Source organism: Psychroserpens luteolus (assembly GCF_021032705.1).
GTDB classification, from domain to species: domain Bacteria; phylum Bacteroidota; class Bacteroidia; order Flavobacteriales; family Flavobacteriaceae; genus Psychroserpens; species Psychroserpens luteolus.
Map to the genome: position 1 here is coordinate 334,886 of NZ_JAHVXI010000003.1, position 11,942 is coordinate 346,827.

The following is an 11,942-nucleotide window of genomic DNA, read 5'->3' on the forward strand; positions in this document are numbered from 1 at the left end:
TTAAATATAAATGCTTTAATGGGTAACACATATGATATAAATCAGTTATTAATCGATTTAAATACCTTTTTTTCGTACTTTTAAAATGGTAGTATTCTTTTCTTAAAAACTATGTTCCAGCAAGATCAAGAGATATTTAATATACTGTTCCAGGCAATTTCTGAAGGTGTTATTATTATTGACAATAATCAGCACATTATGGAAATTAATTCAACTGCTGAATCTATATTTGGCTATGAAAAAGGGGAACTCATTCAACGAGAGTTGAACACTTTATTGCCTTCAAATTATCATCAGAGCCATGCCAAGCATATTGAAAAATTTGTCAAGAAAGGAAAGCGGAGACGTATGGGAGAAGCCTCAGATATTTTCGGTGTAAAAAAGAGCGGAGATATTATTGCGCTTGAGGTAGAACTTAACCCCTTTACAATTTATAACAAAACCTATGTCATGGCATTGATCAAGGATGTTTCAGAAATAAAAGAAACTCAAAAAGATCTTATGTTAAAGAGTAAGGCTCTACAATCTGCAAGTAATGGTATTATTATTACTGATGCCTTAAAACCTGACAACCCAATTATTTATTTTAATTCGGCATTTCAAAACCTAACTGGATATTCAAGCAAAGAAATATTACATCACAACTGTAGGTTTTTACAAGGTAAGGACACAGACCAATTACCACTTAAAACATTGAGAACTGCAATAAAAAAAGGTGAAAGTTGTCAAGTCACATTGCGCAATTACAAAAAGGATGGGACATTATTTTGGAATGACCTGTACACTATGCCAATAACAAATGCAAAAGGAACGATAACACATTTTATTGGGATTCAGAATGATGTAACACAGCGCAGAAAAGCGGAAGCCGAACGTAATCATCTGTCAACTATTTTCGATGAATCTCTCAATGAAATATATGTTTTTGATGCCCACACCTTAAAATTTGTAAATGTCAATTATGGCGGACAAAAAAATAGCGGCTATACTATTGAAGAACTAAAGCAAATGACACCTTTAGATCTAAAAACTCAAGAAGATGAAATTACATTTAGAAAAAACACTGATATTTTATTAAAAAAGAATGTTGAAAAAATAGAATTTGAAGCCATACACCAAAGAAAAGATGGCACAACCTATCCCGTTGAAGTACATTTGCAACTTTCAAGTTTAGGTGACAACGAAGTTTTCGTTGCTATCATTCTAGACATCACCGAGCGTAAAAATTACACTGAAAAACTTGAGAATACAGTAGAGGAACGAACAGAACAACTTAAAGCAGCTTTATCAAAAGAAAAAGAACTCAATGAACTAAAAACCAGATTCTTATCTTTAGTTTCACATGAATTCAAAACACCTCTAAGCGGTATTTTAACTTCAACTGTTCTGTTGAGTAAATATCAATTAACCGAAGAACAAAATCGAAGAGATAAACATATTAAAACGATCTCAGACAAAGTACATTACTTAAATAATATTTTAAATGATTTTCTATCTCTAGAAAAATTAGAAACAGGAAAACTAACATACAGTTTTAGCAATTTTAAATTAAGCAAGGTTGTAGATGAAGTGATTTATAATGCCAATATGCTTTTAAAAGAAGGTCAGTCTATTAAGTATCCAGATAATGTGAATGACTTATCCCTTTATCAAGATGAGAAAATTGTCGAACTTATACTATCAAATTTAGTCAATAATGCCATTAAATATTCTCCAGAGCATTCGGTTATAACCATAGCCATCAAGCAAGATCAAGACGTAACTACCATTCAAGTCCAAGACAACGGAATAGGAATTCCGAAGGCAGATCAGAAAAGTATTTTTGAGCGCTATTTTAGAGCAGAAAATGTAATTAATACGCAAGGCACTGGTATAGGCTTAAACATTGCGAAACATCATTTAGAAAATTTAGGTGGCACTATTTATTTTGAAAGTGAAGAACAAAAAGGTACTACATTTACAATAACATTACCTAATACTGTAAAACAATGAAAACCATTTTACTTATTGAAGATGACGTTGTTCTAAGGGAAAATACTGCAGAACTTTTAGAGCTTTCGCATTATAAAGTAATCACTACTTCAAATGGCAAGACTGGTATTGATATGGCAAGAGAACACTCACCAGACATTATCATTTGTGATATTATGATGCCTGAGCTTGATGGATATGAAACGCTTAAAATCCTATCTCAAGATGACGCGACGAAATATATTCCGTTTATTTTTTTATCTGCCAAAACTGAACATAAAGATGTAAGAAAAGGCATGAATATGGGAGCAGATGACTACATCACAAAGCCTTTCACAGAGGACGAACTTATTAGTGCTATTGAAAGTCGCTTAGCAAAAGCATCTATATTAAAAGATGCAAGAGCTAACACTAACACTTTAATAAAAGACACCAATAGAAATGAATTAAGGTCACTCAACGATCTAAAAAACTATTTTGATGATCATGGTACTGCATTTACATTCGAAAAAGATGCGATCATTTACCGCGAAGGTGATCATTCTAATTATATCTTCCTTATCACCAAAGGGTCTGTAAAATGTCATCAAATAGATGATCAAGGCAAAGAACTTGTCACAACATTATATAAAGAAGATGATCTATTTGGCTATACCTCATTTACGAATAATTTGCCTCACAGAGAAACAGCCATGGCGATTGGAAATGTACAGCTCGTAGGTATTTCGATTATTGAGTTTAACCAAATCTTAAATACCAATCATAAATTGGCTTTAGAGTTAATGCAGTTATTATCTGATGATTTATTGCTAATGAAAAATCAATTATTAGAAATGGCTTATGGTTCGGTGAATAAAAAAACTGCAGCCACTATTATAAAGTTTTCAGAAAAAATAAATCGCAAACCTGAAGATCCTATTAAGATATCGCGAAGCGATTTAGCAAGTGTTGCTGGTGTTGCTACTGAAACTTTAATTAGAGCGCTAACGAACTTTAAAAAACAGGGTATCATAAACATCGAAGGACGAAATATTAAAGTTGTTGATTTAGAAAAGCTAAAATCCATCAGTTAACTAAACATGACTAATATCATTTATGAAGTGACATCTTACTAATACATTTGTTTAGTAAAGATGTAGTCAGATGAAAAATATATTACTACCCACTGATTTCTCGGAAAACTCTTGGAATGCCATTAAATATGCTGTCCGTTTTTTTGAAAATTTAGAATGCAACTTTTACGTGTTGCACGTAAATAAACTCAGCAACCTTGCAGTTAATGATTCGCCATTAATATTAAATCAGGATGCTATTGATACCATTTATGTAAAACCTACAAAACAAAAATTACGCAACATATTAAAGCGTATTTCAACATTAACAACAAATCATAGAAAGCATAAGTTTTATACACTTTCAGAGTATAATTTTTTTATCGAATCTATTCGTAAAACTGTAGATGAAAAGCATATAGATTGTATTGTAATGGGAACCAAGGGTGCATCAGGTCTGGAGAAAATCATTCTAGGAACCAATACAGCAGATGTGATTACAAAAGTAAAATGCAATACACTAGCCATTCCAGAGAATGCAGAGTTCACAATACCAAAAGAAATTGCATTTCCAACAGATTTCTCGCTGTCCAGTAATTTACATGTTCTTCAACCAATTTCAGACATTTTAGAACGATTTAAGTCCGCTTTAAGAATACTACATATCAACAAAAACAAAGTTGTTCTAAATAACGATCAAGAAAAAAACAAAGAACTACTCGAAGATTATTTTAATCATCAAGATTTTAGCTTTCATTATTTAACAGACAAAAAAATTGAACGCGCAATTCAATGTTTTGTAGAAAGCAGAGATATCAATATGATTTGTATGGTTGCTAAAAACCTAAATTACTTTCAACAAATTCTATTTCATTCAAAGGTTGAACAAATAAGCTATCATACAGATGTGCCATTTTTAGTACTTCATGAAAAAAACAAGCATTATGGATAATTCAATTTTCTTAGCTAAATTTTGGGGATGGTATCTCCTCATATTCTTTTTTATCTTAAGTCTTAATCCAAAACGAATTAAGCAAATATTTAATGATTTAAATGATGAAAAATTTCTTATCATCTCATCATTTTTAGCAATTATAGTAGGTTTGGTAAACATTCAGTTTCATAATATTTGGGACTTAAGTTATAAGCTAATCATTACAAGTATAGGTTGGATTTCGCTTATTATAGGATTAGCGTTATTTATATTTCCTAAACCAACGGTTTCCTTTTTGGAACTAGCTAATATTAAATTTGTTCAGGTCATTTATATGCTTCTATTTTTTACAGGGCTCTTTTTACTTAATACGGCTTACAGTATCGTACAAATATGAGTCAAAACTGATAGATATCATTGTATGAGAATTAAGTTAAAATTATATTTATAGTGTCATTTTAGGGTGACTATCATATTGAGAGTGGGGATTCTCAACTTTAAGAAAGCCAAACGCCTACGTTTGGCTTTCTTGGTTTACTTAATACAAGATAATTACACATCTCACCAGTAAGTATCCATCTGATATATATCATTGTTTTTGCATCATCTACAACCTAATTTTACAATTAACACTTAAACTTTGTACAGATGTTTTCAATACTTCTCCCTACCGATTTCTCTGAAAATTCAATGAATGCCATTAAATATGCCTTGGAGTTTTTTAAATACCAAAAAACACAATTCTATTTTATGCATGCGTATCAAAATGAATTTTATGATCATGAAGACCTAACCTCTCGAGAGGTCTTTGAAGATGTTTTAAATACAATTAGAACTACATCACAAGCCAACTTAGAAAAATTATTAGAAGAGGTTAAAAGCATTGCTCCAAATCCGAGATTTACCTATCATACTATTTCATCGTATAGCACACTCGTTGAGGAAGCAAACTTAATAGCAGAAGCAAGAAACATCGATCTGATTGTAATGGGAACAAAGGGCAAATCTGATGAACGCCATATTGTATTTGGAAGTCATACATTCCAAGTATTAAAATATGTGCAATGTCCTGTATTGGCCATACCATCAAATTATACCAATACTCAGCCCAAACACATATTATTTCCAACTAACTATCTAATTCCGTATAAGCGTCGAGAATTGAAACTCTTGTCTGAGCTAGCAAAGTCATACAGGAGCGTCATAGATGTTTTATACATCTCTAAAAGTGATAAACTATCAATACGGCAAGAAGATAATCAAGCATTCATAAAAAACACATTAAAGGATAATCAGGTTAATTTTTATCATGAAGACAGTAAAAAAATAGCCGAGATCATTAAAAACTATATAAAAGATAACAATATAGACATCTTAACAATGGTCAATACGCAACATTCATTTTTAGAAGACATGCTATTTCCTTCAACAATAGATAAGGTGAGTTTAGGATTGGAAATACCTCTTTTAGCAATGCAGAATTCAGCACGATCATAATAAAACAAAGTATCATGAAACATATTCTATTACCTACCGATTTTTCTGAAAACGCATGGAATGCCATTACATATGCCATTACATTATTTAAAAATGAGGATTCCACCTTTTACTTATTGAATGCGTATACTCCTGTTATTTATCATGTCGAATATGTATTGGGTTATCCGGCTCAATTTGGCTTAGGAGATGTGATAAGAACTAATGCTCAAGAGAACTTAAATGAGACGGTTTCGAAAATCAAAGAAGAATTTGGAATTAATCCAAAGCATACATTTGAAACCGAAGCTAGGTTTGACACCCTAACATCTGGCATTAAAGCATTTATGGAGAAACACCCTATTGATCTGATTGTGATGGGAACCAAAGGTGCAACTGGTGCCAAAGAAATATTGTTTGGATCAAATACTGTACATGTGTTTAAAGAAATCAAATGTCCTATTCTAGCCATCCCATTTGGTTTTGAATATGAATCACCTCATGAAGTTCTATTTCCTACAGATTTAGAAGTAGATTATAATAAAACACACTTAGATATTCTTCATGATATAGCAAAATCCCATCATTCTAGAGTTAACGCCATGCACATTTCAACAGGTTATGACTTAACCGATTTACAAGAAAAGAATAAATCAAGACTAGAGTTAATGTTTGAGGACACAGCCTTTTTATTTCATGATATCAAGAGCATGAATATTTTAGAAGGAATTAATGCATTTCAGGTGAAGTATAAAATTAATTTATTGGTCATGATTAATAATAAACATTCCTTTTTTGAAAACTTATTTTTCAAGAATACCATTAATCAAATTGGATTTCATTTAAATATTCCATTCTTAGTGATTCCTCCAAAAAAGATAGAACATTAGTGATTTATATCATTTCATAGCCTAATTGTAAATCTTAATTTTCAAATTATAATTTAAAACATATAGCCATGAAAAAAAACATCTTATTCCCAACAGATTTTTCAGATAATGCGTGGAGCGCTATTGTGTATGCGTTAAAACTATATGCTGAAGTTGAATGTAAATTCTATTTTTTACACTCTACAAAAATGAGCGTTTCAACAATGTCAAATTTTTCAAATAAATTATTGAAGGTTATGTCTGAAAATGCCATGAAAGAACTTGTAGAATTGAAAACTATGGCTGAAGTTTCAAACGCCAATGCAAATCATGAGTTTGAAATCATTTTAAGTTCTAGTGACATTGAGACTGCTGTAAAATCATCAATAAAAAAATATCAAATCGACTTGATGGTTATGGGAACAAAAGGTGCAACAGGTGCCAAAGAATTTTTCTTCGGAAGCAATACCGTACGAATTATAAAAAAAGTGAAAGGCTGCCCTATTCTAGTGGTTCCAGACGAGTTTAACTTTGTACCGCCTAAGCAAATAGCATTTCCCACAGATTACACTAGGTTTTATGACGATAAGGAATTAAGACCACTAAAGGATCTAGCAGATCTATTTGATTCTAAGATTTTACCAGTTTGTATTCTATCCAAAGACAAGTTGACAGATATCCAAGACTATAATATGACCATGCTTAAAAACTATCTAGAACACTATAATACGAGTTTTCATTTCATGCCAAATTATGCTAAAAAAACAGATGAAATTAATGATTTCATTGCGTTATTAGAAGTAGATATGTTAGCCATGATAAATTATAAACACAGTTTTATTGAGAGCATTATAAAAGAACCTATTATCAAAAAAATTGGGTTTCATCCCATAATTCCATTTTTAGTTATTTCAGAATAACAATCTGATATATATCATTTTGCATCTTATATCTGTGAAGTACTTTTACAATATAAACATTAAAAACATCATGAAGCATAAAGTGTTAATACCTACAGACTTTTCTAAAAACGCAATGCAAGCCTTACATTATGCTATAAAGCTATACGAAAATGACCATTGTGATTTTTATCTACTCAATGTGTTTTCTGCGACCAGCAATATTATGGAAAGCTTATTAAACATGGAACCTGGAAGCGAATTGTATCAAACTGCAAAACTACATTCTGAAAATGGACTAGCTAAGGTATATGATATGATTGCAATGGGAGAATATGACAATCCTAAGCATCAATTCAAAACAATTTCAGTGTTTAATAATCCCGTTACTGCTATTAAAGATGTCGTAGAGAAAAAAGATATAGAGATGATTGTTATGGGTAGCAAAGGAGAAACGTACTCTAGAGCCACTGCCTTTGGCAGTACCGCAATTAATGTCATGGAAAAAGTGCGTAATTGTCCAGTAATTGTCGTTCCGCAAAATGCTAAGAAAATATTACCCAAAGAAATCGTATTTCCTACAGATTATAAAATCAATTTTAAACGACGTGAGCTTAAGTATTTGACCGACATCGCCAAAAAATGTGACGCCACTATTATTGTTCTACATGTTTTAGAACAAAATGAATTGGATAAAAATCAAAAAGAGAAAAAGCAATTACTTGAAGACATTTTAGAAGGCACTAATTACAAACATCATACACTACCACATTGCTCAATTGAAACCGCAATAACCATTTTTGTTGAAAGTAGAGAGAGTGACATGGTTGCGTTTATAAATAAAAAACATGCCTTTTTTGGAAGTATGCTAACAAACCCATTAGTTAAAGATATCACCTTTCACTCAAGAGTACCCATTATGGTAATGCATGATTTAAAAAACTAAAAAACATTAAAAATGAAACGTACAGGCATCTGGTTAGATAAAGACAAAGCGCTCATTGTTACCATTGAAAAGGAGCAAGAAACATTACAAACCATTCCATCTAATATAGAACATTACCGTATTCATGGTGGATCTGGAACACGGTTTAAAGGTGGTCCACAGGATGTAGTGCAAGACAGCAAATATTTAGAACGGGAAAAGCATCAACTTAAACAATACTTTAAAACTATTGTTGATGAAATTAAAGACACAGATGCATTAGTGATTTTTGGACCTGCAGGAACCAATGAAAAATTTAGTGAAGAATTACAAAAGAATTATAAGCCTTTGGGTACAAAAATAAAAGGTGTGCAAAAGGCAGATAGCATGACAGACAATCAAGTCAAGGCATGGGTAAGAGACTTTTTTAAGTCGAATTAGTTTTCGATATTTTATTAGTTAGTGAAGTGAAACTGCCATGATCTATTTGATTATGGCAGTTTTTTTTAAGTCAATTATGGAAATCAAAAATTTAGAGATAACCAAATCATCAGGTGAAAAAGTAAAATTTTCATTAGAAAAACTACGTTCATCTTTAAAGAGAACTGGAGCTAGTGCAACTATTATTGATCAAATTCTTGATACAGTTCGTGACGAACTCTATCAAGGCATATCCACAAGAGAAATTTACAATCGAGCATTCGCTCTACTTAAAAAGAGTAAAAGTCACCTCGCTTCAAAATACAAGCTAAAAAAAGCCATATATGAACTTGGTCCCACCGGATTTCCTTTTGAGCGTTTTGTAAGTGCAGTTTTAAATTACTCTGGCTATAAAACCGAAGTAAGTAAGACATTACAAGGAAAATGTGTTTCTCACGAAATAGATGTTTTAGCCTTTAAAAATTCTGAAGCGACCATAATCGAGTGCAAATTTCATGGCGAGCAAGGTCTCAAATGCAATGTCAAAATTCCGTTATATATCAACTCTCGCTATCAGGATGTAAAAGCTAATTGGGCCAAAATATCAAAGAATCAAACGCTATTAACTCAAGGTTGGGTGGTAACAAATACGAGATTTACACAAGATGCCTTAACCTATGGTAATTGTGTGGGCTTGTATTTATTGAGTTGGGATTATCCAAAAAACAATGGCTTAAAAGATAGAATTGATAGATTAGGATTATACCCTATAACAGTCTCAACACTATTAACCAACAGAGAAAAACAATTTTTATTAAGCAGAGATGTTGTACTCTGCCGCGAACTATTGTATGACAATTTCTACCTAGATCATTTAGGTATATCAGAAATAAGGAAAGAAAAAATTCTCGATGAAGTCTCATGCCTCTGTGATCAAAAGAACTTCTAATATGGAAAAATTTGTACGTATAAACTTTTTAGGCGCAGCTGGTGTTGTCACTGGATCAAAAATCCTAATTCAAACATCAGAAAAGAATATCTTAATAGACTGCGGAATGTTTCAAGGACTTAAAGAGCTAAGAGCTTTAAATTGGAACAATCTGCCAATTGATGTGAGTACCATTGATGTCGTTTTACTTACGCATGGTCATTTAGATCATGTAGGCTATTTACCTCGTTTAGTGCAACAAGGGTTTAAAGGAAAAATTATGGGTACTGCTCCTACATTAGCTATAGCAGAGATTATACTCAAGGATAGTGCTAAAATTCATGAGGAAGAAGCTAAAAAAGCTAATATTGAGAAGTATTCAAGTCATGATCCCGCTTTACCCTTTTATACGATAAGGGAAGCTGAGCATACGCTTAGATTATTTCAGATAGAAATTGAAGATAAATGGATGGTGCTATCTGAACACATATCCTATAGGTTTCAATACAATGGTCATATAATTGGAGCAACTTTCATAGAGTTAGATATCAATGGTAAACGCTTTGTATTTTCAGGAGATATTGGTAGATGCAATGATTACTTGTTAGACGACCCAAAAACTCCAGAATGGGCAGATGTCTTATTTATGGAGAGTACATATGGAAATAAGCTGCATCCTTCAGAAGACGTAGAGTCTATTCTAACTGCTCTTATTAGTGATACAATTCATAAAAAAGAACATCTAATAATCCCAAGTTTTGCTGTAGAGCGTTTGCAAACACTCATGTATATTTTATGGACGCTTTACAAGAAAAACAAAATTCCTAACATTCCTATTTTCATAGATAGTCCTATGGGAAATAATGTTCTGGAGGTTTTTAAACGTTTCCCAAAATGGCATAAGTTATCCATGTCAGATTATAACGCTATGTGCAATCATGTTACTATTATTCAATCGTATAAGGAAACTTGGGAAACTATAGACGATAAACGGTCTAAAATTATAGTAGCAGGAAGTGGTATGGTCACTGGTGGACGTGTGCTCACTTATTTGCAACAGCTTATAGATGAGTCATCAACTACGGTTCTATTAGTAGGTTTTCAAGCTGAAGGTACACGGGGTAGACAACTACAAGAAGGCGCTCATGAAATAAAAATTTTCGGCAAATATTATCCTGTAAAAGCAACCATAAAACATATTGAAAGCCTATCAGCTCATGCAGATCAACAAGATTTAATAAAGTGGATGAGCGGTATTAAAAACATTCCCGAAGAGGTCTATTTAATTCATGGAGAAGCTACAGCTTTAGATGTTTTTAGACTAAAAATACAAGACATCTATCATTGGAATGTGAGTATTCCTAAACTAACAGACGTTAAAAAGGTTATGATCTAAAACAGTTAAAATAGAACCTCTAACTGATAATTATCATTTCAAAAAACACATTTCAATAGTACATTTCAAACAGGAAATTAAGTATAACAAAAAATTAAAATTATGTCACTTATCAAATTTAACAACAGAAATAGATTATTTCCTTCATGGAGTAATGATAAACTTAAAGATTTTCTAAGCTCAGATGATTTCTTTCATACAGACTTCTTTGAAGAAGATAGTCTTATGCCAGCAATGAATGTAAAAGAACACGATAACGATTACGAAATTGAATTTGCCGCACCAGGCTTTTCAAAAACAGATTTTGAAGTTACGATCGATGAAAATATTCTTAATGTTTGCGGAGAGAAAAAGAAAGAAGAGGAGAAAAAAGAAGAAGATTATACACGACGTGAATTTAGCTATAATTCTTTCAAAAGATCACTTACACTGCCAAAATCAGTTAATCTTGATCAAGATGTAAAAGCCACTTATAAGAATGGTATTTTAAAATTAAATCTTAAAAAGAAAGACGAAGCAAAAGAAGCGTTTAAGAAAAAGATAGAAGTGCTTTAATTAGCAAGAAAGCAGATCGCGGTTTGAGGGACTGCGTTCTGCTTTCAAATATAAAGATGATATCATGAAAACGATACAAACACACGCACATTACATTGAATGGCTAAGTGCAGATCAAATGCACGAGGCTTCTAAAGAATGGCTTTCAGAATTAAATTTCATAAAAGATGAACACCGCTTCTTTGAAGACCTAATTACAACATATACGTCACAATTAATAGCTTCCAAACGGTTTTCAGATACGAAAGAGATTATTGATGAACTCTATAAATCTCAAAAGCAAAACGACCTCCTAATTGAGGTTGTCAAAACCCATGAAAATGAACTACAGATCATGGTTGATGGTGTAGATCAAATCAAAGAAGAAAGCGCCTATACAAAAGCACATAAAGGTCTGGTAGATATTATTAATGAGTTTTTAAAAGAGTATAAAACCTTAAAAACTCAACTTTTTGATCTCATAAAAAATATGAAGAGAGACGAAAAGCAAGACCATCTAATTGATAAAAAATAATGT

Annotated in this window: 13 protein-coding genes; all 13 read left to right on the forward strand. The window is 32.0% G+C overall.

Translation table 11 applies throughout. The features are described from left to right. Positions 1-111: 111 nt before the first annotated feature. The 13 genes from KWG70_RS10420 to KWG70_RS10480 all read left to right on the forward strand — a co-directional run bounded on the left by KWG70_RS10420 (position 112) and on the right by KWG70_RS10480 (position 11,939). Positions 112-1,992 carry a sensor histidine kinase gene (locus tag KWG70_RS10420; protein ID WP_230935961.1) on the forward strand — a complete coding sequence of 627 codons (1,881 nt, stop codon included), beginning with the start codon at positions 112-114 and terminating at the stop codon, positions 1,990-1,992. Further along, complete coding sequence (locus KWG70_RS10425) at positions 1,989-3,044, forward strand: response regulator (RefSeq protein ID WP_230935962.1); 1,056 nt, start codon at positions 1,989-1,991, stop codon at positions 3,042-3,044. Before KWG70_RS10420 ends, KWG70_RS10425 begins: the two co-directional genes overlap by 4 nt. 70 nt (positions 3,045-3,114) lie before the next feature. Further along, on the forward strand, positions 3,115-3,975 hold the full coding sequence (locus KWG70_RS10430) for a universal stress protein (RefSeq protein WP_230935963.1): 861 nt from the start codon (positions 3,115-3,117) through the stop codon (positions 3,973-3,975). Then, positions 3,968-4,354 carry a hypothetical protein gene (locus KWG70_RS10435; protein ID WP_230935964.1) on the forward strand — a complete coding sequence of 129 codons (387 nt, stop codon included), beginning with the start codon at positions 3,968-3,970 and terminating at the stop codon, positions 4,352-4,354. Before KWG70_RS10430 ends, KWG70_RS10435 begins: the two co-directional genes overlap by 8 nt. Before the next feature lie 251 nt (positions 4,355-4,605). Continuing rightward, the gene (locus KWG70_RS10440) at positions 4,606-5,454 is read left to right on the forward strand and encodes a universal stress protein (RefSeq protein ID WP_230935965.1); all 849 of its coding nucleotides are present in this window, start codon (positions 4,606-4,608) and stop codon (positions 5,452-5,454) included. Between the two features lie 14 nt (positions 5,455-5,468). After that, positions 5,469-6,323, forward strand: coding sequence for a universal stress protein (locus KWG70_RS10445; RefSeq protein ID WP_230935966.1), 855 nt, complete (start codon positions 5,469-5,471; stop codon positions 6,321-6,323). A 68-nt stretch (positions 6,324-6,391) separates the two neighbouring features. Beyond that, positions 6,392-7,222: a universal stress protein gene (locus tag KWG70_RS10450; RefSeq protein ID WP_230935967.1), complete on the forward strand. Its 831-nt coding sequence runs from the start codon at positions 6,392-6,394 to the stop codon at positions 7,220-7,222. Between the two features lie 70 nt (positions 7,223-7,292). Then, entirely contained in the window at positions 7,293-8,147 is an 855-nt protein-coding gene (locus tag KWG70_RS10455) for a universal stress protein (RefSeq protein WP_230935968.1), read from the forward strand. Between the two features lie 12 nt (positions 8,148-8,159). Then, the gene (locus KWG70_RS10460) at positions 8,160-8,567 is read left to right on the forward strand and encodes a hypothetical protein (protein WP_230935969.1); all 408 of its coding nucleotides are present in this window, start codon (positions 8,160-8,162) and stop codon (positions 8,565-8,567) included. A gap of 76 nt (positions 8,568-8,643) precedes the next feature. Continuing rightward, positions 8,644-9,495: an ATP cone domain-containing protein gene (locus KWG70_RS10465; protein ID WP_230935970.1), complete on the forward strand. Its 852-nt coding sequence runs from the start codon at positions 8,644-8,646 to the stop codon at positions 9,493-9,495. Between the two features lies 1 nt (position 9,496). Further along, positions 9,497-10,870 (forward strand): MBL fold metallo-hydrolase RNA specificity domain-containing protein, encoded by a 1,374-nt coding sequence (locus KWG70_RS10470; RefSeq protein WP_230935971.1) that lies wholly within the window; start codon positions 9,497-9,499, stop codon positions 10,868-10,870. 102 nt (positions 10,871-10,972) lie between these two features. Further along, positions 10,973-11,425 carry an Hsp20/alpha crystallin family protein gene (locus KWG70_RS10475; protein ID WP_230935972.1) on the forward strand — a complete coding sequence of 151 codons (453 nt, stop codon included), beginning with the start codon at positions 10,973-10,975 and terminating at the stop codon, positions 11,423-11,425. 64 nt (positions 11,426-11,489) lie between these two features. Then, positions 11,490-11,939: a hypothetical protein gene (locus tag KWG70_RS10480; protein WP_230935973.1), complete on the forward strand. Its 450-nt coding sequence runs from the start codon at positions 11,490-11,492 to the stop codon at positions 11,937-11,939. Positions 11,940-11,942 lie beyond the last annotated feature (3 nt).

What these genes read in the sequence shown, in the direction of transcription:
- KWG70_RS10455 (WP_230935968.1), top strand. Translation starts at nt 7,293, where the DNA reads ATGAAGCATAAAGTGTTAATACCTACAGACTTTTCTAAAAACGCAATG.
- KWG70_RS10470 (WP_230935971.1), top strand. Translation starts at nt 9,497, where the DNA reads ATGGAAAAATTTGTACGTATAAACTTTTTAGGCGCAGCTGGTGTTGTC.
- KWG70_RS10435 (WP_230935964.1), top strand. Translation starts at nt 3,968, where the DNA reads ATGGATAATTCAATTTTCTTAGCTAAATTTTGGGGATGGTATCTCCTC.
- KWG70_RS10440 (WP_230935965.1), top strand. Translation starts at nt 4,606, where the DNA reads ATGTTTTCAATACTTCTCCCTACCGATTTCTCTGAAAATTCAATGAAT.
- KWG70_RS10460 (WP_230935969.1), top strand. Translation starts at nt 8,160, where the DNA reads ATGAAACGTACAGGCATCTGGTTAGATAAAGACAAAGCGCTCATTGTT.
- KWG70_RS10480 (WP_230935973.1), top strand. Translation starts at nt 11,490, where the DNA reads ATGAAAACGATACAAACACACGCACATTACATTGAATGGCTAAGTGCA.
- KWG70_RS10445 (WP_230935966.1), top strand. Translation starts at nt 5,469, where the DNA reads ATGAAACATATTCTATTACCTACCGATTTTTCTGAAAACGCATGGAAT.
- KWG70_RS10425 (WP_230935962.1), top strand. Translation starts at nt 1,989, where the DNA reads ATGAAAACCATTTTACTTATTGAAGATGACGTTGTTCTAAGGGAAAAT.
- KWG70_RS10465 (WP_230935970.1), top strand. Translation starts at nt 8,644, where the DNA reads ATGGAAATCAAAAATTTAGAGATAACCAAATCATCAGGTGAAAAAGTA.
- KWG70_RS10430 (WP_230935963.1), top strand. Translation starts at nt 3,115, where the DNA reads ATGAAAAATATATTACTACCCACTGATTTCTCGGAAAACTCTTGGAAT.
- KWG70_RS10450 (WP_230935967.1), top strand. Translation starts at nt 6,392, where the DNA reads ATGAAAAAAAACATCTTATTCCCAACAGATTTTTCAGATAATGCGTGG.
- KWG70_RS10420 (WP_230935961.1), top strand. Translation starts at nt 112, where the DNA reads ATGTTCCAGCAAGATCAAGAGATATTTAATATACTGTTCCAGGCAATT.
- KWG70_RS10475 (WP_230935972.1), top strand. Translation starts at nt 10,973, where the DNA reads ATGTCACTTATCAAATTTAACAACAGAAATAGATTATTTCCTTCATGG.